This is a genomic window from Acidovorax sp. IB03, from assembly GCF_016406015.1.
Lineage (GTDB): Bacteria > Pseudomonadota > Gammaproteobacteria > Burkholderiales > Burkholderiaceae_C > Acidovorax > Acidovorax temperans.
The window spans coordinates 14,024-36,752 of the sequence record NZ_JAEFCH010000021.1; the positions used below are offsets into that span (position 1 = coordinate 14,024).

The following is a 22,729-nucleotide window of genomic DNA, read 5'->3' on the forward strand; positions in this document are numbered from 1 at the left end:
GGCTCAGTGTTTTCTCATGGAGCGGCGAAGGGTCCAATGAATCGTAAAGCTGCGTGATTCGTTGAATGCGAATATCGATGACCGTCATTTCTGTAAACGCCCAGGTTGTCTTGTTTTACTTTTTTTGCACCTTGCCGGACAGCTGCAAGCGACGGACAAACCGTCAAGGCGTAATGCTGATGCCGTTGGGAGTCTTGCCTACCGGAACGGTCTTCACAACCTTGCGATCCTTCACATCAAGCACGGAAACCGAATTGGCGTACATGTTGGTAACGTAGGCGTACCGGCCTTCACGGTCGACAACCACGCCATGAGCACCGGCGCCGGTCACGACGGTCTTGGCAACCTTGAAACTCTCCAGCTCAATCAGGCTGACGGTTTTGCCAGGCTTCTTGGGCGTGCCCTGATTGGCCACCAGCAGCGTGCGCGAATCCGGCGTGACATACAGCTGGATGGGGACTGTTCCGACGGCAACCTTGCGAATCACCTTGCGCGTAGCCGGGTCGATCACGGCGACCGCGTTTTCCTCCGACAGCGACACCAAGACAAGACTCCCGTCCGGCGTGAAGCCCACTTGAGCCGGCCCCTTGCCTGCAGGAACTTGCGCGATCTCCTTCTGGCTGGCGGTATCGATGACCGACACCGTTCCGCCCTTGAGGTTGGCGACGTAGGCCTGCTTGCCGTCCGGACTGATGCGAAGACCGTGGGGAAACTTGCCGACCGGAATAGTCGCCACGAGGCTCCGCGCCGCTGTGTCGATCACACTGACCGTGTTGTCGCCGCCGTTGGTGATGTAGGCGAAGCGGCCGTCGGGCGACACCACCACATGGGCCGGGTGCATGCCAACCGGCACCTTGGCGACGACTGCGTTAGTCGCGGTATCGATGGCCCAAACCGCGCCGGGCTTTCCCATCGCATCGTGGCTGCCTTGGGCCATCTCCTTGTGCTCCGACGCGTCGGCCGTTTGAGCAGGCTCCCCGTTATTGGTCACCCATACGACCTTGCCGTCGGGCGATACCTGTACGTTGTGCGGTGCCTTGCCGACGCGCACGCTTGCCAGTGTCTTGAACGACGCAGCATCGAGCACGCTCACCGTGTCAGCCCCCTCGTTGGCCACATACACCTTGTCGGCGGCCAAGGTGGCGCCGGATCAGGCCAATAGGCCCATCTGCACCGCTGTCAAAAGCCAGTTGTTTTTTCTTGTCATCATGATCTCTCTTGGTTGGAAAATAAAACTTCTATCAGGGCTCAGTCGGCGTTGGGGCGCACTGGATTACCGTTGCCACCCTCTTTACCCATCATCCCCAGGACGCCTGCGAACAAGACAGGGTTTTGAAACATCAGGCGAAACGCCTGCTCGCTAGCAGCGTCTCGGCCTTCGCGCAGCCTTCCCAGCGCATGGGTCACTTCCCCTGCAGCTTCACGCTCACGCTCGATCAACGGGTGATGCGGCGCAAGCGGCTGGCGGTTCTTGCCAAGCGGCTCGGCCAGCAAGGCAACGCCGCGCATCCACGGACTGAACGTTTCCGAGAGCAAATACCGACTGGTGCGCATCGGATGGAGCCACTTGAGCATTTGGGCTGTCCAGGGTGTGGACAGCGCTTGCGCCCAAGGACTGACGAATGCCCGGTAAAGCGCCTCGTTGAATGTCGAGACCTGTTTCACCCGCTCAAAAGCTTCCTGCGGGTAATCCGTTTTCAGGTCTTCAACCTGACGGGGTTCAAAGCGGATGCTGTAGGTGGGCTTATGGCAGTCCGGGTCACCCGACGGGTTGTCGATCTTCATTTCATAGAGGCCCGGGGCCAGCGCCTCAATCTCAGCCAGGCTCTCCAGGATCGCCCGGTGCTCCAGACGCGCCACCCCGGCGGAGACAAAAATGCCGAGATGGCCGACGTGCGGGTTCGTGAGGTAGACGATGCGCTGTCCGGCCTGCTTGAGATCCTCGGTGTCTTTGTAGACTGCCGGAATCCATCCGAGCGCCTGGTGTGGTGGCGTAATGTTGTCGCCGTAGGACGCAAAGATGACGATTGGATTCCTGATCCGCCTGAGGTCAGCAGTGCAACCCTGGCAAATCTGGAAAAGACCCTGTTCAAGCTGGTTGCCGATGAACAGGTTTTCAACAATCGCAAGGATCTCTTCCCGACTCAGGAAATAAAAACCGTTCCACCAACGCTCGAACTCCAGAAAACGCGCCTGCTCACTGTCGACGTTGGTGAAGAGTTGGGCGTACTTCTCCCAAACAGCCTTTTCGGGCTTGAGGTTCTCGAAATTCTGCGCCAGCCAGGCTCCATCGAAGCGGCCATTGCCCAGGTCGGCCGTCAGATGCGCCAACCAGCTGCCGCCAAGGAGCCCTCCGGAAAGACGCATCGGATTGACACCGGACTCGCCAGCCCAATATGACAAGGGTGAGCCATTGAGCACCACCGGTCCGACCAGACCGGCGCAGTCTGCGGACAGCAGCGTCAGCGCCCACCCGGCCTGGCAGTTGCCATAGAGCACAGGAGGCTTGCCAGGATGACGTTGAGCAACTTCTTCGACGAAACGCCGCAGCACATGCAACACATCTGCCAGGGTCTGCCCTAGCGCTGGCTCCGGAAAGAAGATGACGAAATAAACCGGATGGCCCTCGCGCGTCGCCATCCCGACTTCGGAGTCGCGCTTGAAGCCGCCGATTCCAGGGCCATGGCCGGCGCGTGGATCGACGACGATGACCGGCGGTTTGTCAGGATCGACGCAGTCGTCCCAGCAATGCTTGTCGATTTCGGTGATGCGCAGCAGTGCATAGTTGACAGGCCGTTCGAAGCTGCGCGCGTCCAACAGCGTTTCATACTTGAAGTCCAGAAGCGGCGGCAATCCGGCTCGCTCGTGCTCCAGCATGTTGTTCGCGCGCTGGCGAAGCGTGTCCCAGAACAGAATGGTGCGTTCGAAGAAGTCGCGCTGGTAATCGAAATAGTCCTGCGCCGAAGGTGCTTCAGCTGCTCTTTTCATTCCACTAGACGCATCCTGTGGCGCAGGCTTCAACAACTCCTCGGAATGATCCAAGACGGTCGGTGGTAGATCCTTTGTCTGGCGGTGCGTCCATTGCACCGCTGCTTCCTTACCCACCGCCGTGGTGCGTTGAGAGGTCCGAGGCTTTTGTGGTGACGTGGGGATTTTCATCATTCCTCCGAACTACGGGGTCATTTTTTTCCGCGCCGTAAACGCAGAGCATTGAAAATCACCGAGGCCGAGCTCAGACTCATGGCCAGCGCCGCGATCAGCGGGGACAACAACCACCCAGTGAATGGGTACAGCACGCCTGCCGCAATCGGCACCCCAATGCCGTTGTAAACGAATGCGAACAGGAGGTTCTGGCGCATGTTTCGGACGGTGTCGATAGAGATGTCGCGTGCGGCGGTGATGCCGCGCAAATCGCCTTTGACCAGCGTGATCTGGCCGCTGTTCATGGCCACATCGGTCCCCGTGCCCATGGCCACGCCGACATCGGCCTTTGCCAACGCAGGCGCATCGTTGATGCCATCGCCGGCCATGGCGACAATGTGGCCCTCTTTCTGGAGCCGTTCCACGAGCGCCAGCTTGTCTGCGGGCTTGACTTCGCCATGCACCTCGTCGATGCCCAGTTTTGCACCCACTGCCTTGGCGGTGGTCAGACCATCGCCAGTTGCCATCACGATGCGCAAGCCGCTGGCGTGCAAAGTCCTAATGGCTTCCAGCGTGGTGGCCTTGATGGGATCGGTCACAGCCAGGATGCCAGCCAGTTGTCTGTCCACGGCCAGATGCATCACGCTGGCGCCTTCACTGCGCAGACGCTCGCCATCGATCTTGAGCGCATCAGTGGCCACGCCCTCCTGCTGCATCAATGCGGTGTTGCCCAGCACCAGATGCTTCCCATCGACGATGCCGCGCACGCCAATACCGCTGCCAGATTCGAAATCTAGCGGTTTGATCAGTTCCAGGCCCTTGGCGCGTGCTGCACTGACGATGGCCTCTGCCAAAGGATGCTCGCTGCCTTGGTCCAAACTGGCAGCAAGGCGCAGAACTTCGTCCGCTGTATAGCCAGGTGCGGCAACTGCGGTGTCGAAAGCGGGTTTACCTTCGGTCAGTGTTCCTGTCTTGTCCACAATCAGCGTGTCGACCTCGCGCATTTTTTCGATGGCGCCAGCATCACGGAACAGCACCCCCTGTGTCGCGGCACGCCCTGTGGCCACCATCACCGACATCGGCGTGGCCAGCCCCAGCGCACAGGGGCAAGCGATGATCAGGACGGCCACTGCGTTAATCAAGCCAAACACCCAGCTAGGTTCCGGACCGAACCAACCCCAGACAAAGAAGGTGGCAATGGCGATGAGCACCACCACGACCACAAATTTGCCTGCCACCACATCCGCCATGCGCTGCATGGGCGCCTTCGAGCGCTGGGCATTGGCCACCATCTGAACAATCTGCGACAGCATGGTGGCCGCACCGACCTTCTCGGCGCGCATTACCAGGGCGCCACTGGTGTTCATCGTGGCGCCAATCACCTTGTCACCAAGGCGTTTGGTCACCGGCACAGGCTCACCGGTCAGCATGGATTCATCGACCGCACTGCTGCCTTCAGTCACAACGCCGTCGACCGGCACTTTCTCGCCGGGGCGGATGCGCAACAGGTCACCGACGTGAACATGGTTCAGCGGTACGTCTTCTTCGTTGCCATCCGCATTGATCCGACGTGCCGTCTTGGGTGCCAAACCGAGCAGCGCCTTGATGGCCGCAGAAGTTTGCGAACGGGCCTTCAACTCGATGATCTGGCCCAGCATGGTCAGCGAGATGATGACCACTGCCGCCTCGTAGTAGACCGCCACGCGCCCCATGGAAATGAATGAATCCGGGAACACGCCCGGCGCCACGGTAGCCACGAGGCTGTAGAGAAAGGCCGCGCCCGTACCCAAACCGATCAAGGTCCACATGTTGGGGCTGCGGAGGACGAGAGACTGCCAGCCGCGTACGAAGAAGGGCCACCCCGTCCACAACACGACGGGTAAGGAAAGCACCAGCTCAACCCAGGTTTGCACCTTCATGTCAAACCATCCAAGACGATGGCCGAACATTGCAAGAACGGTGACAATGACTGTGAATGGCAGTGTCCACCAGAAGCGATGCTGAAAATCCTTTAACTCATGGTTGTCTTCCTCGTCCAGAGGAATGATGGGCTCCAATGTCATGCCGCACTTGGGACAGATTCCAGGATGATCCTGCCGCACCTCAGGGTGCATAGGGCAGGTGTAGATGGTGCCGGCCGGCTCGGGCGCGGTGTCCTCGGGTGCAGTAGATACAAGGTATTGCAGTGGGTTCGCTGCGAACTTGCCTTGGCACTTGGCGCTACAGAAATAGTAGGGCCGCCCTTCGTGCGTCAATTTGTGTTCAGACTGCTCCGTAACGGTCATGCCGCACACCGGATCCTTTAGATCCTTTGGCGAGGCTGGCTCGGCAGGGGGGTGACTGCCGTGATGGTGGTGTGCATGTATGTCCATTGCTTATTCCTTGTTGTTGTTGGTGCGCCGTGGCGGCTGCGCATGGTTGCCGTGCCCACCATGGCCGCCGTGGCCGTGCATCAGGTGCATTAGCGGACAGGCGAGCAGCAGCAGGTAGGGCCAATAACCCAGAACATGGCCCCAGTGCTCTCGCAGCAGATAAAAACCAGCGATCACGGCAGCCGTTGCCAGCGCCATGCCGGCTGGGCGGCGCCAGAACGATGGCGCATGGGAGTCGTTGTCAGGCTGATCCATGGCGTTGCTCCTTCAAAGTTGCCAGCAAAAGGTGCGGGCGCGGACGCGCCCAGCCGGTCGACCCGGAATCAAATACCGTGGCCGTCATCGGCAACCACAGCCCCCCGCACCGCCGCTGTGGCAGCCCGAGGCTTTAGGCTGCGAGGTCGCAGCGGGAATGGGCGCGTCTGTGGCCAGCTTTGCGGGGTAACCCGCATCCGTCAATGCCATCAACAATGGGGCGCTGCCCTGCGCCAGTTCCCCGCTCACCCGGACATGCCCAGACTGGAGATCGACCTCCACCCCACTGACACCCGGCAGCGGTTGCAATGCGTGCGTGACGTGCTTGACGCATGAGCCGCAGCTCATGCCCTCGACTTGCAGATCAATCGTTTTCATATATCAAACTCCTAAAAATTGAAACGTATACCGCCGGGGAAATATTCCAGATCATCTTTTTGACACCGAGTCAGTCGTCGACTGGGCCTTGCCCATGCGAGGGATAAACCGGGGTGTGCGCTGGGCGTATGTGTCGTACGTTGCACCGAACTGTTTGTGCATTTCGTTCTCTTCGGTGATTGCCAGACGTCCGTACATCAGGAGCAAGACAGGGAACATGGCCAAGGTCAGCAAGGTGGGCCACTGCAGCAGGAAGCCCAGCAGAATCATCACAAAAGCCACGTACTGCGGATGGCGAATGCGCGCGTAGGGGCCTGTTGTTGCAAGCGATTGGCCACGCTGAGCGTGGTAGAGCACATTCCACGCTGTGGACAACAGGTAGAAACCAAAGCCCAGAAAAACGTAGCTGGCGATGTGCAGTACGCCGAAATGCGGGTCGCCCTTTTCGCCCAACAGGGTGGACCACAAGTGACCCGAGGTGTGGGAGAGCAGATCCAGATTAGGGAACTTGGTTTGAAGCCAGCCCGATATCAGATAAATCGTCAGCGGGAAGCCATACATCTCTACGAACAAGGCAACTATGAAGGCTGCGAATGCGCCAAACGTCCTCCAGTCACGGGCCGTTGCAGGCTTGAAAAAGCTGAACGCAAACATGATGAAGATCGCTGAATTGATGATGACCAACGACCACAGGCCATAAGCAGATTCGGTGTGGTTCACTGGGGATCTCCTTCTTTGCGCGATTCGGCAGTCTTCGACACATCAGGCTTGCTCTGGCCATGGTGACCATGCCCACCGTGGCTGCCGTGCATGAAAACATGCATCAGCGGGCAGGCGAGGAGCAGGAGAAAAGGTAGCGCCCCGACGACATGCGCGAGGTGTTCTGTCAACAAAAAATACGCCGCCACGGCACCAATCGCCACGTAGCCGATGGCGTATCGAGAACTCCAGAAACTGGGGGGCGACTCGTGTCCGTCGTGTTGATGGCTCATGGTGACTCGCAATCAGGTGGGTGCGTTACTTGGTCGGCGTGGCAGGCAGGCGGTCCATCATCATTTGCATCATGGACTGCATCATTTCCATGCGCTTTTCCATCATCTGATGGCGCTCGGCCATGTTGGTGGGCATGCCCTTGCCACCTTGCATGCCACCCATGCCCTGCATGCCTGCGCCCATCTGCTGCATCATCCCCATGCCGTCCTGCATGAGCTTCATGTGCTCGTCCATGAGTGCCTGCCGCTCCTCCGGCGTTTTGGCCGCCATCATCTTTTCGTGCATCGCTTGCATGGACTTCATATGCTCGTCCATCTTGGCCATTCCAGCCATCGGCCCCGTACCCATTGGCTTTGCGGAAGTCTTCATTTGGGTGGACGCGGGCTGCGTGCTACCTGCAGGGTGATGGGCCTTGTGCTCATCGGCGGCTTGCGCCATCACGCTCAGTGAGGCCGCAGCGACACAGACCCCGATCAGGGTATGGTGAATTTTTGACATAGTGCTCTCCTTCTCCAGATTACAAAACCGTCGCAGTCAGCAATCAATAAATCCATCCGCGACGACACAGCACGCTAAAGCAGCGTGTTCTCACTGAGCGGGCTGAATGTCTGTGACAACCATCTTCCCGCCCTCGTTGACGACCATGAACTTGACCTTGTCGCCAGGCTTCACGTTGGACAACAGGCTCTTGTCCTTCGCGGTGAATACCATGGTCATACCGGGCATGTCCATGTGCTTGATTTCACCGTGCTTGATGGTGACCTTGCCGTTGTCCAGATCAACTTTCTTGATCTCGCCATCGGTCAGGGACGCCGACTGTGCCGCTTCTGTCTTGCCAGGCTCCATGCTTGCCTGGGCAAAGCTGCTCATGGGCAGCGCTATACCCACGGCCACGGCGGAAATGGCAAGAATTTGTTTGATGGTGTTCATGATGACCTTACGAATACATGTTGAAAATTTCTGCTAATCCATCTTTCTGAATCAGCAGCGCTTGAAGGGGGTGCGCCGACCGCTGTAAGCCGGCCCATTCGTGCCCGGTAAGCCCATCGGCATGGCGGGCACTGCCAGTCCCAGCGCTCGGGGCTTTTTCTTGAACATGACGCGGACTTCTTGTTCCAGGCTCTACGGTGGCGTATTACTTCTTGCTGACCTGAACGAGGCCCTTCATGCCAGCTTCGTAGTGGCCGGGAATCAGGCAGGCGAAGTTCACACCGCCAGCTTTGGTGAACTGCCAGACGATCTCGCCTTGCTTGCCAGGCTGCAGCGTGACCTTGCCGGGCTCGTCGTGCTCCATGTCCGGGAATTTCCGCATCTGCTCCAGATGCTCAAGCAGTTCCTTCTCGGTGCCCAAGCTGAGTTCATGCTTGACCTTGCCGGCGTTCTTGACGATGAAGCGAACGGTCTCGCCCTGCTTGACCTGAATGTTCGAGGGAGTGAAACGCATGGTGTCGCTCATCTCGATGGTGATCGTGCGGCTGGCCTTGGCGGCGACACCGGGCTTTCCGATGGCGGTTTCCTCTCCATCACCGTGGCCGTGGCCACCGGCATGGTTGCCTGCGGCCATGGCGGCCCCCGAAGCGGTCAGCGCGGCGGCAGCCAGCAGGCGGTAGAAGGTGGATCGCGTGAACTTCATGGATGATCTCCAGTTAAAAACGAAGGGAAGAAATCAGTGCGCACCATGTGACGTCGGCTTGCGCACCTTGACTTCGGTCGGCGTTGCAGGCTTGCGAACGCGCGGCATGGACTGGCCGCCCTCTGCGCTGAATCGCGCGGGCTCCGCCATCGGACCGGTGTACTCATACGCCACCGTGCCCTCCGGGTTTTTATACCAACCCGGGTTCTTGTAGTCGCCTGGCTTCTGGTCGCGGCGCACCTTCAGGACACTGAACATGCCACCCATCTCCACCGAGCCGAAGGGGCCTTCCCCGGTCATCATGGGGACGGTGTTGTCCGGAATGGGCATCTCCATCTCGGTCATGTCCGCCATGCCCCGTTCGCCCATGACCATGTAGTCGGGAATCAGGTTGTTGATCTTCTTGGCCACGCCCCGGTGGTCTACGCCAATCATGGTGGGAATGTCGTGACCCATTGCGTTCATGGTGTGGTGGCTCTTGTGGCAGTGGAATGCCCAGTCACCTTCTTCGTCCGCGAGGAACTCGATCTGGCGCATCTGGCCCACGGCCACGTCGGTGGTCACTTCATAGAGACGGGTGCTCTTGGGTGTAGGACCACCATCCGTGCCGGTGACCAAAAACTCGTGACCGTGCAAGTGCATCGGGTGGTTGGTCATGGTGAGGTTGCCGATGCGAATACGCACCTTGTCGTTGAGCCGGACGTTCAAGGAGTCGATGCCAGGAAAGACACGGCTGTTCCATGTCCACAGATTGAAGTTCGTCATCTCTGCAACCTTGGGGGTCGCAGCGCCAGGCTCGATGTCGTAGGCGCTCAGCAGGAAGCAGAAGTCTCTCTGCACCACGTCGATCAAGGGATGCTTGTCCTTCGGGTGCGTGACCCAGAAGCCCATCATGCCCATGGCCATCTGCACCATCTCGTCCGCATGCGGGTGGTACATGAACGTGCCTGGCCGGCGTGCGACGAACTCGTAGACGAAGGTCTTGCCCGACTGGATTGCGGGCTGGTTCAATCCCGCCACACCGTCCATGCCATTGGGCAAACGCTGTCCATGCCAGTGGATGCTGGTGTGCTCGGGCAGCTTGTTGGTCACAAAAATGCGAACGCGATCGCCTTCCACCACTTCGATGGTGGGCCCGGGACTCTGGCCGTTGTAGCCCCACAAATGGGCCTTGAAGCCAGGCGCCATCTCGCGCACCACAGGCTCGGCGACCAGGTGAAACTCCTTGACGCCCTGATTCATCCGCCACGGCAGTGTCCAGCCGTTAAGTGTGACCACCGGGTTGTAGGGCCGCCCCGAGTTGGGCACCAGCGGCGCCATGGTGTTCGGGCTGGTCTGGATCACCGGCTCGGGCAATGCCGCCATGGCCACACGGCTGACCGAGCTCGCCGCAACAGCGCCACCTGCGATGCCGGCAAACTTAAAAAAATCTCGTCTGGATGTCATGATGATGTTCTTTGCTTCAATGGCCGGCGTCGCCGCCGCCGGGTGCACTGGATGCGACGGACAGGCTGGTGCTCGTGGGGCGTCCGATCACGGACGCCTGCATGGCGGCGTCGGCCAGCCAGAACTGCTGCTGTGCGTCGATGGCAGCGGAGACGGCGCTGACCTGATCGCGCGCATCGGCCAGCAGCTCGAAAACGCTGATCAGCATGCCGTTGTAGCGAAGCTGGTTTTCCTCCGAGATCACCTTGCGCAGCGGCACGACTTCATCGCGGTGGTGACGGGCCACGTCGTAGGCCGTGCGGTAGGCCGAGTAGCTTTCCCGCAGGCTGGAGCCTGCTGCGCGCACGGTGGCTTCGAGCTGGTTGGCTGCGGCCAAGGTCCGTGCGTTCATCGCATCACGCTGTATCCCGCCCCAATCGAAGATCGGAAGGCGTACGGCGATTTCCCAGCCGTGCGCAGTAGAACGAGTGCCCTCAGCGTTGTCAAAGGTCGTGTTGCGACGCCCAGTGAGTTCGATATCGGTGAAGCTGGTCACCAGGTTCAGACCCTGGGCCTTGGCCGCGCTATCCAACGAGGCCTGCGCCAGCCGAATGTCCAGGCGCGCTCTGGAGGCCTGCGTGGCAACAGCCTGCGGCTGCAGAGGCTCTTTGGGAAGGTCGGGGAGTCGCTCGGGCAGGCGAAGCGCTTGCGCCTGGGCCTCATCGAGCCCAAGCAGGCGCACGAGTTCTTCCCGGCTGGCCGTCGCCTGGTGCCCTGCGGTGCTGAGCCGGGTGGCGGCGTCAGCGTAGAAGGCCTGCTCGCGAGCACGTGTGATCCGGTTGAAGTTGCCAACGCCTTGCATGCGCTTGGCCAACTCGGCTCCGGCCTCCGCGCTTTCATAGACCTGCTTGGCATACTTGAGTGCTTGCTGGGCGGCCACGGCCCGCACCCATGCCTGACGTACCTGGGTGACCTGATCCACCACGTCGCTGCTCAAGCGCAACTGCGACTGCTCGATGCGCCGGGTCGCCACGTTGTACCGGGCTGGAAGCGTCAGCACGTCCAGCAGGCCGAATGCCAAGGCACGGCCCAGCTCCAGTTCGTCGCCCGCGACCATGCGCTCAAAGCTGAAGATCGGGTTGGCGATCCGGCCTCCTTGGGCCGCGTCGGCCGACTCCGCCCAACCCTGCGCCAGCAGAGCTTGCAGGGATGGGCTGTTCACCAAGGCCAACTGGACAGCATCTTTCTGCTCCAAAGGCTGCGCCAGCAAGGCTTGAGCGGCCTGCGCACGCTGGTCGCGTTCATCCAGGGTACGAGCCAACGCGAGCTTGCCCCCGGTAAAACTGCCAGCTTCGTCGTTGACGCGATTGATGTTCTGATCCAGGCTGACGCTGGCACATCCCGTCAGCACTGCCAATCCGAGTGCGGACAGAGCCAATTTGGCATGAGTGGCACGCAAAGGCATCATGGTTTTCCTCCCCCGTGATGGCCCGTGTGGGGATCGCTAGCAGGAGCAGCATCCTTGGCGGACGCGGGCTCGCCCGACTTGATTTCCTTAGCATAGGCGCGCCAGCCGCCAATCTGGCCCACACGATCATTGGCTTCGCGCCAGGATTGCACCGGTTGATCCGCATAGCCCTGATAAGCCCCGATAGGGGAAGCGTATTGCAACGTTGCCAGCGGTGCAGGCTTGGGAGTCTCGGTATCTGCTGGAGCTTGTGCGAAAGCTGCCCCCGCAAACAACACCAGTGTCGTAGGCAACAGAGCCCTGAAGGGCGGCAGGTAACTGGAAGTGAGCATGGTCTCCTCTAAAAGAATCTTTGATCTCATGATGTGGAGATTCTGGAGAGACCACCCTTTCATTCAGATGTCCTGAAAATTACATTGTTGTTATCTACCTGTCAGAACGCCTCAAACTTGGCAAACTCTCGCCAAAGCATTGAACGGAAGCGCACACGTGAAAATATTGATCGTCGAAGACGAGCCCAAAACGGGTGAGTACCTGCGTCAGGGTTTGACAGAAGCTGGATACATTTCCGACCTCGTGCCCAACGGCGCGGATGGCCTGCATATGGCCCTGCAGGGCGAATATGACCTGCTGATCCTGGATGTCATGCTGCCTGGCCTGAATGGCTGGCAAGTGCTGCAAGCCCTGCGTGACCGGGGGATCGGAATGCCCGTCCTGTTCCTGACTGCCCGCGATCAAGTGGAAGATCGTGTCAAAGGACTGGAACTCGGGGCCGACGACTACCTTGTCAAGCCGTTCTCGTTTGCCGAGTTACTGGCCCGGGTACGCATCATCCTGCGGCGCGGCCATGCAGGCAACGAGAGCACCACGCTGCGAGTGGCCGACCTGGAACTGGATTTGCTGCGCCGCAGGGTATCCCGCAACGGCAAGCGTATCGATCTGACGGCCAAGGAATTCGGCCTGCTGGAGCTACTGATGCGCCGACACGGTGAAGTGCTGCCACGGTCTCTGATCGCCTCGCAGGTGTGGGACATGAACTTTGACAGCGACACCAACGTCATCGAAGTGGCGATGCGCCGCTTGCGCGTGAAGATAGATGAGGGGCATGCCGTCAAGCTCATCCAGACCGTGCGGGGCATGGGCTACGTGCTGGACGTACCAGAGGAGGAATAAAGGTGCAGCGACAACAGCGCCTGGGCAGGCTTTCGTTGACCCGCCGTTTAACCCTGTTTTTTACAGTGGTGGCGGCTATCGTCGTGCTCGGGCTGGGATTGTTGTTCCTGGCAGAGACTCAGCGTCATTTTGTCGTGCTCGATCAGATGGCTTTAGAGGACAAGAGGCATTTGATCGAGGAAATTCTTGGCAATGCCAACTCAGTGGACGACGCAAGCTTGCGCTTGAGCAAAGCTTTGAACTATCACCATGATCTCTATGTCCTGGTGCAGAACCCCCAGGGAGAGCGCATTTTTCAATCGTCAACATCCAACCTCAATGTGCAAAGCGGCGATGCCCTGAGTACCGAGGAGACGAGTGTTTTCGGGGTTTGGCGTCACCACGATACCGAGTTCCACACATTGAGCTTTGGAACTGCCCCGGCTTACTCCGCATCAGCGTTGCAGGTGTTGATCGCAGCGGATACAAAACACCACACCCAATTCCTCACTGAGCTGCGCAGCAGTCTGGCGTTCTACGTGATCGCGGCCATCATCGTGTGTGGGCTACTGTCGTGGCTCGCGGCGCGTCAAGGACTGGCGCCTCTGCGTGAAATGAAGTCACGCGCAGCCGTGGTCACAGGTCAGAAATTGTCCGAGCGCATGCCAGTTGAGGCCGTGCCGGTGGAAATGGCCGATCTGGCGCAAGAGCTGAACCGCATGCTGGACCGCCTGCAGGAGGACTTCCAGCGCCTTACCGATTTCGCGTCGGACCTCGCGCACGAGCTGCGCACCCCCATCAGCAACCTGCTGACGCAGACGCAGGTGGCGCTGACGACCAAGCGCGATGCCGCGACGTACCGCGACATCCTGGCCTCCAATGCCGAGGAATTTCAGCGTTTGGCACGCATGGTGTCCGACATGCTGTTCCTAGCCAAGACCGAGCGCGGCGTGGATCTGCCGCACAAGGAGCGGTTTTCCGCCCGCCAGGACGCGCTGGCGCTGCTGGAGTTCTACGAGGCCGTGGCCGAGGAAAAACGCATCCGGCTCCAGTTGAAAGGAGACGGCGAGGTCGAAGGCGATCGCCTGATGTTCCGCCGTGCGGTGAGCAACCTGCTGTCCAATGCCCTGCGTTACACGCCCGAGGCCGGCGACATCACCATCCGTATCACCAGCACGGCACAAACCACGACAGTGGCCGTGGAGAACACTGGAACCGACATCGATGCCAAGATCCTGCCCCGGCTGTTCGACCGCTTCTACCGAGCCGATGCTTCCAGGGCCCATCCGGACTCCGATGGCTCCGGGCTGGGCCTGGCCATCACACGTGCCATCGCTGAGGCCCACGGCGGTAGCGTCACGGCGACGTCGGGCGACGGGCGAACCTGCTTCACCTTGATGTTTCCTCACCGTGGCTCACAGCCATCAAGCTGACAACAATCTCATCTGGCTGTCCGGATTCTGTTGGGGTGCGCTCCCTACGATGAACACATCTCCTCAACGCCCGACCAAGGCATGAGAGATGCAAGTTTCGTCCACCTTCTTCCTTAGGAGCTTCAACCATGATCCAACAACGCCTCTCCCTTTCTTCCATGATCGCAGCCGCAACCGCAGTAGTTGCTCTGGGCCTTCCAGGGATGGCTTCGGCAGCATATGAGCATCCTGCCAACAATGAAAAGGGCGTAATCGTTCACCCGGAACACTTCAAGAGCGAGAAGACGCGAGAGCAGGTCATCGCGGAAGCCAAGGCTGCCATGCAGCAAGGACTTCTTTCTTATGGCGAGAGCAACTACCCAATGCCTGTGCCTAATGTGGGCCCAGGGAAAACTCGTCAGCAAGTGATCAACGAAATGCTGAACGAGTCACCTGCCGAACGCTCCGAGCGTCTGCGTCTCTACTCCCCGGGTTGATAGCCCCCAATTGGGGCTCCAGCAGAGCACGTTGAATCCATTCTGTGGGATCGCGCGTCGGCCTGGCTAACCTCGGGATTTCAGCAGCCTGATAGGTCACGCTCCAAAAATTACCTGACAGAAATGTAATTTTTGAAACATCTTCCCGTTAGCCTTGAGCTCGCAAAATGCATGACGTGCATTCACACAAGATAGGCGGATGCGAATGCGAAGTACAACAACCTGAATTTTAGTGGCCGAGGGTGCGATGCTGTGTGAGGAACTAATGCTGAACGTGGATTGGACCGAAGCGGTGGTGCTGTTCAATGTCGACTCGCGTTATACCTGTGGTGCGGTCGTGATTCCTGGCATGCGCAAGATCGTTCATCCGGCTAAGCAGGCCATCAACACAGAGCACCGATGAACGGCTACGAACTACCACCGGGCGCCGCGGGCTTGGTTGCCGCGCTTGCTGTCGGTCTGGTGATTGGCTTGGAACGCGGCTGGCGCGACCGCGAATTGCCGGAGGGTGGGCGTGTTGCGGGCCTGCGCACCTTTGCGCTGACCGGACTGCTCGGCGGTGTGCTTGGACATCTGGAGCCAGATTTCGGTCCCTGGCCTTTACTGGGTGCGCTGCTTGGACTCGCCCTGCTGCTGACGGTGTCCTACGCCCGTAATTCCAAACTGTCAGGCAACCTGAGCGCCACTACCCCGGTGGCGATGCTACTTACTTTGGTCCTGGGTGTTTTTGCGGCACACGGCAACATCACCTTGGCGTTGTCGGCAGCGGTGATTGGGGCCGTGCTGCTGGACCTCAAGCCGACCTTGCACGGTTGGCTGCGCTTGATTGATCACCGCGAGTTGACGGCATCGCTGCAACTGCTGGTGTTGTCCATGGTCATCCTGCCCTACCTGCCCAATACGGGCCTCGGGCCCTATGCCGCGCTCAATCCGTACCAGCTGTGGTGGGCAGTCATCCTGATTGCGGGCCTGTCGCTAACGGGCCACTTTGCCATGCGCATCACCGGCGCGCAAAGGGGTGTGCTGTGGACTGGGATTCTGGGTGGGCTGGCTTCTTCCACGGCCACCACGTTGGCTTTGGCTCGTTACGCACGCGCGCAGCCTTCGCTGGCCGGCGCGGCGGCAGCTGGCACGTTGGCCTCCTGTGGTGTCATGTTTTTTCGCATGGTCGTTCTGCTGGGCGTCATCCAGCCGACGTTGTTGCCCACCTTCGGCAGCGCCCTAGTGGTCACTGGCGTGGTGCTGCTGTGTATGGCGCTATGGGGGTGGCGCAAGTTGAACCGCACTGCAGTGGGAGAGGGCGCTGTCGGCGCGATGGCGCCATTCGACCTTGGCACCGCGCTCGGTTTTGGTGTGCTGCTCGCTGTCATGAGCGTCCTGGTGCCAGCGGCAAAGCAATGGCTGGACACCAGCGGCCTCTATGTGCTGTCGGCGGTTTCTGGCCTTGCGGACGTGGACGCGATCTTGATCTCGCTCGCTCGGCTGCATGGTGCCGGTGGATTGTCCACGGGCGCCACCGTCACGGCGCTCGGTCTCGCGACGTTGGCAAACATGGTGGCTAAGGTCGGCATCGCCTGGACGACAGGTGGTGCGCAGGTCGGTAAATCGGTTGTTTTTGGCTACCTCGGCGCGATGGCGTCCGGAGCTGCCGTATTGGCGCTGAGCGTGACGCTTTCGTGAGCGTCCACCGGCCACGTCTTCAGAATTTTGTGTTTAAACAATAGGGATCACCGCTATGAAAAAGTCATTTCATCGCTTCTCTGAACTGTTTTCCCAGCTTGGTCTGCGCATGGACGCGGCAGGCATCGGGGAGTTCTTGGAGGCCCACGCTCCACTGCCGGCCGATGTGCTGCTGGCCGATGCGCCATTCTGGACACCATCTCAGGCGACTCTGTTGCGCGAAGAACTTCTGGAAGACGCGGACTGGGCCGAAGTAATTGACCGGTTGAATTCCGCTTTGCGTGCGCCAAGGGGGAGGTCATGATGCCTATGAGGAATCGCCTGTCGTTGGGTGTGGTAATGGTGTCTCTCGCGCTGAGCTCGATGGTTTACGCGCAGGAGGTCAAGCTTGGGTCGAGTGTTGAAGGGTTGCTGCAAGCGGCCTGGGAGCGAAACCCCGAATTCGCAAGCATGCGTTTTGATGCCGATGCCGCTGCCGAGCGTGTCGTACCCGCGGGTGCCTTGCCGGATCCAAAGTTCAGCATGGAACTTCGTGACCTTACCCGGATGGGCGAGCGCAACCCGACGCTGCTGCCAGGGCGTGTGGGCAGCACGCGATACCTGCTCACACAGGAATTGCCGTGGTTTGGGAAACGGGGCCTCAAGCGTGAATCGGCCCAATTGCAGGCCGAAGCGGCCCGAGGGCGAGTGGCTGGCACCTGGAGTGAACTAGCGACCAAGATCAAGACGACATACGCCCAACTCTACTATCTGGACCAGAACGAGCGGCTGACCAGGGAGATCCTGGACCTGATGACTCGCCTGGAAAAAGTCGCCCAGGTGCGCTACGCCGGTGGCCTGGCCGCGCAGCAGGACGTGATTCGTGCGCAGCTGGAGCAAACCACCATGCGCAACGAATTGATTGCACTCGAAGCAGAGCGAAGTCAGTTGCAGGCCAAGCTGAAAGCGCTCGTGGGGCGCCCTGCCAGCGAGATGCTGGCTACGCCAGAGAGCATTCGCACACTTCCGGCGCCTGAGACCATGCGATTTGATGTCCTGGAGCAGCGTGCACGGTCCAGCAATCCGCTGCTGAGAACCGAGGAGTCACAAATCCAGGCTGCAGAAAAGAACCGTGAACTCACCTACAAGAACCGCTATCCGGACTTTGCGGTGGGGGTGTCACCCATCCAGTACGGTAAGTCGATCCGGGAATGGGAGTTGATGGTCGAGGTCACCATTCCCTTGCAGCAGGACACCCGGCGCGCACAGGAGCAGGAAGCACAGGCCATGCTGGATGCCGCCCGCTCGCGCCGCGAAGCGGCCACCAACCAGGTACTGGCGGATCTGTATGAAAACTTGGCGGGCCTGGATGCGGCTCGCCGTACGCTGGCGTTGACCACGGACAGCCTGCTACCCCAGTCGGAGCTGACGTTCCGGTCGGCTTTGGCAGGCTACGAATCGGGCAAGGTGGATTTCGCCACCCTGCTGGATGCACAGAGACAGATACGACAAGCCAAACTCAATCAAGTCAAAGCAGGAGTCGCGGCGCAGATTCGCCTGGCAGACATCGAGCGCATCGTGGGAGAAGATCTATGACAACAACTATCAAGGTGGGCGCGCTCGTGCTGGCCGCCACGGCACTGGCTGCGGGAGGCGGCTATTGGTACGGGCAACGCCAGTCCGCTGCACATGGATCAGTGCAGGCGACATCGACTGTTGCTTCGGCAAACGATAAGAAGGAGCGCAAGGTTCTCTATTACCGCAATCCGATGGGCTTGCCCGATACGTCCCCCACGCCCAAGAAGGACCCGATGGGGATGGATTACATCCCCGTCTACGAGGGCGATCAGGAACCGGAAGCCGGAAGCGCCAACCAGATCAAGATCAGCACCGACAAGGTTCAGAAGCTCGGGGTGCGCGTTGAGGCTGTCAGCCTGCGCAACCTGGACAAGATGGTGCGCGCGGCAGGCCGCATCGAACCCGACGAGCGCCTGACCTACGCCATCACCCCCAAGTTCGAGGGCTACGTCGAACGCTTGCATGTCAACGCCACCGGCCAGGCCGTGGGCAAGGGCCAGCCGTTGTTCGAGGTCTACAGCCCAGAGCTGGTGTCGGCGCAACGCGAATATGCGATTGCCGCCCAAGGGGTCGACGCCTTGAAGGGCGCCAGCGAGGAAACACAGAAAGGAATGCGAGAACTCGCCGAATCGGGCCTGACGCGCCTGCGCAACTGGGATATTTCGGACGAGCAGGTGAAGGCGCTGACTCAGTCGGGCACGGCGCGCCGCACCCTCACATTTCGCTCGCCGGTGGCAGGCATCGTGACCGAGAAAAAGGCGGTACAGGGCATGCGTTTCATGCCAGGCGACGCGCTCTACCAGGTCACTAACCTGTCTTCAGTGTGGGTGATAGCCGATGTATTCGAGCAGGACATCGGCATGGTCAAAACAGGGGCAAAGGCCACGGTTCGCATCAACGCCTACCCGGACAAGGTATTCACCGGTTCCATCACCTACGTCTATCCAACGCTCACGGCTGAAACTCGCACCGTGCCCGTGCGGGTCGAATTGACCAATGCAGGTGGGTTGCTAAAGCCGGGCATGTTTGCACAGGTGGAACTGCCCGCCGCCTCCAAGGGCACCGTGCTGACGGTACCGACGTCGGCCGTCATCGACAGCGGAACACGGCAGATCGTTCTGGTGCAACTCAAGGAGGGGCGTTTCGAGCCCCGCGAAGTCAAGGTCGGCGCGCGCAGCGAGGACCGCATCGAAATTATCGAGGGCGTGCAGGACGGTGAGATGGTCGTAGTGGCCGCCAATTTCCTCATCGATGCGGAAAGCAACCTCAAAGCCGCCATCGGAGGCCTGGGGCATACAGGACACGGGACTCAAGCCACTCCTGATGGATCAGCAAGCACCAAGGCCGTCACAGGCGTGGGTCACCAAGCCGAAGGCACAGTAGAGGACATCGATACGAAGTCCTCCACGGTGACGCTGGCACATGGCCCGGTGCCCAGTCTCAAATGGCCCGCCATGTCGATGGAGTTCAAGGTCGCCCACAGCGGCTTGCTCAAGGAGCTCAAGCCGGGTGCCCTGGTTGCCTTTGAGTTCGTCGAACGCGATCAAGGCGAATGGGTGATCACCGCCGCCCGACCCCTGGGCAAAGCCACGGCCAATCCTCACGCCGGTCACAACTGATTTTCGGGAAAAAATATGCTTGCGAAGATCATCGACTGGTCGGGGAGAAACCGTTTCCTGGTGCTGCTGGCGACCCTGTTCGTCATTGTTGGCGGTGTCTATGCCGTGCTCAAAACACCGCTGGATGCGCTGCCGGACCTGTCAGACGTTCAGGTCATCGTCTACACCGAGTATCCGGGCCAGGCCCCGCAGGTGGTCGAGGATCAGGTCACGTATCCGTTGACCACCTCCATGCTGTCGGTTCCCAAGTCCAAGGTGGTGCGGGGCTTCTCCTTCTTCGGCGCCTCGTTCGTCTACATCATCTTCGAGGATGGCACCGACATCTACTGGGCCCGCTCGCGCGTGCTCGAATACCTCAACTTCGCGGCGGGGCGCATGCCCAAGGGCGTGACGCCGCAGATCGGCCCGGACGCGACCGGCGTGGGCTGGGTCTACCAGTACGCGCTGCTGGCCAAGGACAAGACCCTGGCCGAGCTGCGCACGCTGCAGGACTGGTACCTGCGCTACCAGCTCACCAAGGCCCATGGCGTGGCCGAGGTGGCATCCATTGGCGGGTTTGTGCAGACCTACCAGATCACCGTCGACCCGGTGAAGCTGCGCGCCTACGGCATTCCATTGGCCAAGGTGTCGCAGGTGGTGCGCGACTCCAACCGCGACGTGGGCGGCCGCGTGGTGGAGATGGCCGAGACCGAGTACATGGTGCGCGGCAAGGGCTACCTGCGCGGCGTGTCTGACATCGAGAACCTGGTGGTCAAGGCCGACAAGGGCACGCCGGTGCTGGTGCGCGACATCGCCCGCGTGGAACTGGCGCCGGACGAGCGCCGGGGCCTGACGGAACTCAACGGCGAGGGCGAGGTGGTCTCGGGCATCGCCATGGCGCGCTACGGCCAGAACGCGCTGGAGGTGATTCACAACCTCAAGGAAAAGATCGCCGAGGTCTCGGCGGGCCTCCCGCCGGGCGTCAGCATCGAGGCGGTGTACGACCGATCCGACCTGATTCACCGGGCCATCGATACGCTCAAGCGTACCTTGCTGGAAGAGAGCCTGATCGTTGCCCTGGTCTGCATGGTCTTTTTGATGCACGTTCGCTCGGCCCTCGTGGCTATCTTGATGTTGCCCGTGGGTGTGCTGATCGCCTTCATCGCCATGCGCCTGCTGGGCATGAACTCCAACCTGATGAGCCTGGGTGGCATCGCCATCGCCATCGGGGCCATGGTGGACGCGGCCATCGTCATGATCGAGAACGCGCACAAGCACCTGGAACGCTTGCCCGAGGAGCACACCAACACCGAGCGCGTGGAAGCCATGATTTCCGCCTGCAAGGAGGTGGGCCCGGCTTTGTTCTTCTCGCTGCTCATCATCACCGTGTCCTTCCTGCCGGTGTTCACGCTGGAGTCGCAGGAAGGCCGCCTGTTCTCGCCACTGGCCTATACCAAAACCTTTGCCATGGCCGGTGCCGCGCTACTGTCGGTGACGCTGGTGCCCGTGCTGATGATGCTGTTCATCCGTGGGCGCATCCTGCCGGAGGCGCGCAACCCGGTGAACCGGTTCCTCATCTGGATCTACCGTCCCATCATCGCCGCCGTGATGCGGTGGAAGAAACTGACGGTTGCCACGTCGATCATCGTGCTGGGCGTGTCGTTCTACCCCGCCAGCCAGCTCGGCTCGGAGTTCATGCCCACGCTCAACGAAGGCACGCTGCTGTACATGCCCGCGTCGCTGCCCGGGATGTCCATCACCAAGGCGGCCGAGCTGATGCAGACGCAGAACAAGATCATCAAGAGCTTCCCCGAGGTGGCGTCGGTGTACGGCAAAGCCGGGCGCGCCAACACGGCCACGGACCCGGCACCGACCGAGATGTTCGAGACCGTCATCAACCTCAAGCCCGAGTCCGAATGGCGCCCCGGCATGACGACCGACAAGCTCATCGCGGAACTGGACAAGGCATTGCAATTCCCCGGCGTGTCCAACGCCTGGACCATGCCCATCAAGGCCCGCATCGACATGCTTTCCACCGGCATCCGCACGCCCATCGGCATCAAGGTCTTCGGCAAGGACCTGGGCGAGATGGAACGCCTGGCGCGCGAGATCGAAACCGTGGTCAAGCAGGTGCCCGGAACGACCTCGGCGTTCGCGGAACGCATCACAGGGGGCTTTTACCTCAATATTGAACCCGACCGGGCGCAGCTGGCACGCTACGGCCTGGGGGTAGGAGAGCTGCAGGACGTCATTGGCACGGCCTTGGGCGGCGAAATGGTGACCACCACGGTGGAAGGCCGCGAGCGCTTTGGCGTGACGGTGCGCTACCCGCGCGAGCTGCGCGCCGACCCGCAGCAGATCGCCCGTGAAGTGCTGGTGCCCACCATGGACGGCGCCATGGTCCCGCTGGGACAGGTGGCGCGCGTGGAAGTCGCCAAGGGGGCACCCGGCATCCGTACCGAAAACGCGCTGCTGTCGGCCTATATCTTTGTCGACATCCGGGACCGCGACATCGGCGGTTATGTGGCCGACGCGCGCAAGGCCGTGAACGAGCAAGTTCAGTTCCCGCCCGGCTACTACGCCACCTGGAGCGGCCAGTTCGAATCCATGGAGCGCGCGGTGCAGAAGATGAAGGTCGTCATCCCGGTCACCTTGCTCATCATCTTCCTGCTGCTGTACCTGAACTTCAAGCGCCTGACCGAAACCTTGATCGTCATGCTGTCGGTGCCGTTTGCCCTTGTGGGGGGCATCTGGCTTATGTGGTGGCTGGGCTACAACATGTCGGTGGCTGTCGCGGTGGGCTTCATCGCACTGGCCGGGGTGGCAGCAGAGACGGGCGTCATCATGCTGATCTACCTCGACCATGCCTGGGAAGAGATTCAGGCCCGGCGCCGATCGGAAAACAAGGAGCCTGGCGTGGCCGATCTCTACGAAGCCATCATGGAAGGCGCGGTCGAGCGGGTGCGCCCCAAGATGATGACCGTGGTCGCCATCATGGCTGGCTTGCTTCCCATCCTGTGGGGAACTGGCACAGGCTCGGAAGTCATGAGCCGTATCGCTGCACCGATGGTTGGAGGGATGATTTCCTCGACCGTGCTGACGCTGGCAGTAATTCCCGCTATTTATGGCTTGGTCAAGCAGTTTGAACTTCGAAGAAGGCGAGCTTGA

At 60.4% G+C, this 22,729-nt stretch carries 23 protein-coding genes; 9 read left to right on the top strand and 14 right to left on the bottom strand.

Annotated elements, in window-relative coordinates; translation table 11 throughout:
• Window positions 1–163: 163 nt before the first annotated feature.
• The 14 genes from IHV84_RS12545 to IHV84_RS12610 all read right to left on the bottom strand — a co-directional run bounded on the left by IHV84_RS12545 (window position 164) and on the right by IHV84_RS12610 (window position 12,027).
• Window positions 164–1,138, bottom strand: a complete 975-nt coding sequence (locus IHV84_RS12545) for a cytochrome D1 domain-containing protein (protein WP_233099987.1) — start codon at window positions 1,136–1,138, stop codon at window positions 164–166.
• Between the two features lie 110 nt (window positions 1,139–1,248).
• Window positions 1,249–3,159, bottom strand: coding sequence for a DUF3141 domain-containing protein (locus IHV84_RS12550; RefSeq protein WP_198847113.1), 1,911 nt, complete (start codon window positions 3,157–3,159; stop codon window positions 1,249–1,251).
• 20 nt (window positions 3,160–3,179) lie between these two features.
• Window positions 3,180–5,513: a heavy metal translocating P-type ATPase gene (locus IHV84_RS12555; protein WP_198847114.1), complete on the bottom strand. Its 2,334-nt coding sequence runs from the start codon at window positions 5,511–5,513 to the stop codon at window positions 3,180–3,182.
• Between the two features lie 3 nt (window positions 5,514–5,516).
• Complete coding sequence (locus IHV84_RS12560; RefSeq protein ID WP_066691671.1) at window positions 5,517–5,768, bottom strand: DUF2933 domain-containing protein; 252 nt, start codon at window positions 5,766–5,768, stop codon at window positions 5,517–5,519.
• Between the two features lie 84 nt (window positions 5,769–5,852).
• Window positions 5,853–6,146 (bottom strand): heavy-metal-associated domain-containing protein, encoded by a 294-nt coding sequence (locus tag IHV84_RS12565; protein ID WP_011804760.1) that lies wholly within the window; start codon window positions 6,144–6,146, stop codon window positions 5,853–5,855.
• Between the two features lie 51 nt (window positions 6,147–6,197).
• Window positions 6,198–6,866, bottom strand: coding sequence for an isoprenylcysteine carboxylmethyltransferase family protein (locus IHV84_RS12570; RefSeq protein ID WP_119558837.1), 669 nt, complete (start codon window positions 6,864–6,866; stop codon window positions 6,198–6,200).
• A complete protein-coding gene (locus tag IHV84_RS12575) occupies window positions 6,863–7,138 on the bottom strand; it encodes a DUF2933 domain-containing protein (protein WP_066691667.1) in 276 nt (91 codons plus the stop codon). Before IHV84_RS12575 ends, IHV84_RS12570 begins: the two co-directional genes overlap by 4 nt.
• Before the next feature lie 25 nt (window positions 7,139–7,163).
• Entirely contained in the window at window positions 7,164–7,637 is a 474-nt protein-coding gene (locus tag IHV84_RS12580; RefSeq protein ID WP_198847115.1) for a hypothetical protein, read from the bottom strand.
• Window positions 7,638–7,727: 90 nt separating this feature from the next.
• Window positions 7,728–8,069, bottom strand: a complete 342-nt coding sequence (locus IHV84_RS12585; RefSeq protein WP_066691662.1) for a copper-binding protein — start codon at window positions 8,067–8,069, stop codon at window positions 7,728–7,730.
• Window positions 8,070–8,120: 51 nt separating this feature from the next.
• Window positions 8,121–8,258, bottom strand: a complete 138-nt coding sequence (locus tag IHV84_RS20645) for a DUF411 domain-containing protein (protein ID WP_255523784.1) — start codon at window positions 8,256–8,258, stop codon at window positions 8,121–8,123.
• Window positions 8,259–8,274: 16 nt separating this feature from the next.
• Window positions 8,275–8,772 (bottom strand): plastocyanin/azurin family copper-binding protein, encoded by a 498-nt coding sequence (locus tag IHV84_RS12595; protein WP_038213835.1) that lies wholly within the window; start codon window positions 8,770–8,772, stop codon window positions 8,275–8,277.
• Window positions 8,773–8,805: 33 nt separating this feature from the next.
• Complete coding sequence (locus IHV84_RS12600) at window positions 8,806–10,218, bottom strand: multicopper oxidase family protein (RefSeq protein ID WP_111868795.1); 1,413 nt, start codon at window positions 10,216–10,218, stop codon at window positions 8,806–8,808.
• Between the two features lie 16 nt (window positions 10,219–10,234).
• Complete coding sequence (locus IHV84_RS12605; RefSeq protein WP_198847116.1) at window positions 10,235–11,665, bottom strand: TolC family protein; 1,431 nt, start codon at window positions 11,663–11,665, stop codon at window positions 10,235–10,237.
• Complete coding sequence (locus IHV84_RS12610) at window positions 11,662–12,027, bottom strand: hypothetical protein (RefSeq protein ID WP_233099988.1); 366 nt, start codon at window positions 12,025–12,027, stop codon at window positions 11,662–11,664. The genes IHV84_RS12605 and IHV84_RS12610 overlap by 4 nt, the downstream gene beginning before the upstream one ends.
• A gap of 127 nt (window positions 12,028–12,154) precedes the next feature.
• Between IHV84_RS12610 and IHV84_RS12615 the strand changes: the two genes are divergently transcribed.
• The 9 genes from IHV84_RS12615 to IHV84_RS12655 all read left to right on the top strand — a co-directional run bounded on the left by IHV84_RS12615 (window position 12,155) and on the right by IHV84_RS12655 (window position 22,729).
• Window positions 12,155–12,838, top strand: a complete 684-nt coding sequence (locus IHV84_RS12615) for a heavy metal response regulator transcription factor (protein ID WP_066691656.1) — start codon at window positions 12,155–12,157, stop codon at window positions 12,836–12,838.
• 2 nt (window positions 12,839–12,840) lie between these two features.
• Entirely contained in the window at window positions 12,841–14,250 is a 1,410-nt protein-coding gene (locus IHV84_RS12620; protein ID WP_066691653.1) for a heavy metal sensor histidine kinase, read from the top strand.
• Window positions 14,251–14,378: 128 nt separating this feature from the next.
• The gene (locus tag IHV84_RS12625; RefSeq protein WP_198847117.1) at window positions 14,379–14,726 is read left to right on the top strand and encodes a DUF4148 domain-containing protein; all 348 of its coding nucleotides are present in this window, start codon (window positions 14,379–14,381) and stop codon (window positions 14,724–14,726) included.
• 265 nt (window positions 14,727–14,991) lie between these two features.
• Complete coding sequence (locus tag IHV84_RS12630; RefSeq protein WP_198847142.1) at window positions 14,992–15,129, top strand: hypothetical protein; 138 nt, start codon at window positions 14,992–14,994, stop codon at window positions 15,127–15,129.
• Window positions 15,126–16,406 (top strand): DUF4010 domain-containing protein, encoded by a 1,281-nt coding sequence (locus IHV84_RS12635; protein ID WP_198847118.1) that lies wholly within the window; start codon window positions 15,126–15,128, stop codon window positions 16,404–16,406. Before IHV84_RS12630 ends, IHV84_RS12635 begins: the two co-directional genes overlap by 4 nt.
• A gap of 55 nt (window positions 16,407–16,461) precedes the next feature.
• Window positions 16,462–16,710: a DUF2789 domain-containing protein gene (locus IHV84_RS12640; RefSeq protein WP_198847119.1), complete on the top strand. Its 249-nt coding sequence runs from the start codon at window positions 16,462–16,464 to the stop codon at window positions 16,708–16,710.
• Window positions 16,707–17,981: a TolC family protein gene (locus IHV84_RS12645; RefSeq protein ID WP_198847120.1), complete on the top strand. Its 1,275-nt coding sequence runs from the start codon at window positions 16,707–16,709 to the stop codon at window positions 17,979–17,981. The genes IHV84_RS12640 and IHV84_RS12645 overlap by 4 nt, the downstream gene beginning before the upstream one ends.
• The gene (locus IHV84_RS12650) at window positions 17,978–19,582 is read left to right on the top strand and encodes an efflux RND transporter periplasmic adaptor subunit (RefSeq protein WP_198847121.1); all 1,605 of its coding nucleotides are present in this window, start codon (window positions 17,978–17,980) and stop codon (window positions 19,580–19,582) included. The genes IHV84_RS12645 and IHV84_RS12650 overlap by 4 nt, the downstream gene beginning before the upstream one ends.
• A 15-nt stretch (window positions 19,583–19,597) precedes the next feature.
• Window positions 19,598–22,729 carry an efflux RND transporter permease subunit gene (locus IHV84_RS12655; RefSeq protein WP_198847122.1) on the top strand — a complete coding sequence of 1,044 codons (3,132 nt, stop codon included), beginning with the start codon at window positions 19,598–19,600 and terminating at the stop codon, window positions 22,727–22,729.

Coding starts and splice junctions, on each gene's coding strand:
- IHV84_RS12550 (WP_198847113.1), bottom strand. CDS start 3,159: ATGAAAATCCCCACGTCACCACAAAAGCCTCGGACCTCTCAACGCACC.
- IHV84_RS12555 (WP_198847114.1), bottom strand. CDS start 5,513: ATGGACATACATGCACACCACCATCACGGCAGTCACCCCCCTGCCGAG.
- IHV84_RS12560 (WP_066691671.1), bottom strand. CDS start 5,768: ATGGATCAGCCTGACAACGACTCCCATGCGCCATCGTTCTGGCGCCGC.
- IHV84_RS12565 (WP_011804760.1), bottom strand. CDS start 6,146: ATGAAAACGATTGATCTGCAAGTCGAGGGCATGAGCTGCGGCTCATGC.
- IHV84_RS12575 (WP_066691667.1), bottom strand. CDS start 7,138: ATGAGCCATCAACACGACGGACACGAGTCGCCCCCCAGTTTCTGGAGT.
- IHV84_RS12580 (WP_198847115.1), bottom strand. CDS start 7,637: ATGTCAAAAATTCACCATACCCTGATCGGGGTCTGTGTCGCTGCGGCC.
- IHV84_RS12585 (WP_066691662.1), bottom strand. CDS start 8,069: ATGAACACCATCAAACAAATTCTTGCCATTTCCGCCGTGGCCGTGGGT.
- IHV84_RS12595 (WP_038213835.1), bottom strand. CDS start 8,772: ATGAAGTTCACGCGATCCACCTTCTACCGCCTGCTGGCTGCCGCCGCG.
- IHV84_RS12600 (WP_111868795.1), bottom strand. CDS start 10,218: ATGACATCCAGACGAGATTTTTTTAAGTTTGCCGGCATCGCAGGTGGC.
- IHV84_RS12605 (WP_198847116.1), bottom strand. CDS start 11,665: ATGATGCCTTTGCGTGCCACTCATGCCAAATTGGCTCTGTCCGCACTC.
- IHV84_RS12610 (WP_233099988.1), bottom strand. CDS start 12,027: ATGAGATCAAAGATTCTTTTAGAGGAGACCATGCTCACTTCCAGTTAC.
- IHV84_RS12625 (WP_198847117.1), top strand. CDS start 14,379: ATGATCCAACAACGCCTCTCCCTTTCTTCCATGATCGCAGCCGCAACC.
- IHV84_RS12630 (WP_198847142.1), top strand. CDS start 14,992: ATGCTGAACGTGGATTGGACCGAAGCGGTGGTGCTGTTCAATGTCGAC.
- IHV84_RS12635 (WP_198847118.1), top strand. CDS start 15,126: ATGAACGGCTACGAACTACCACCGGGCGCCGCGGGCTTGGTTGCCGCG.
- IHV84_RS12640 (WP_198847119.1), top strand. CDS start 16,462: ATGAAAAAGTCATTTCATCGCTTCTCTGAACTGTTTTCCCAGCTTGGT.
- IHV84_RS12645 (WP_198847120.1), top strand. CDS start 16,707: ATGATGCCTATGAGGAATCGCCTGTCGTTGGGTGTGGTAATGGTGTCT.
- IHV84_RS12650 (WP_198847121.1), top strand. CDS start 17,978: ATGACAACAACTATCAAGGTGGGCGCGCTCGTGCTGGCCGCCACGGCA.
- IHV84_RS12655 (WP_198847122.1), top strand. CDS start 19,598: ATGCTTGCGAAGATCATCGACTGGTCGGGGAGAAACCGTTTCCTGGTG.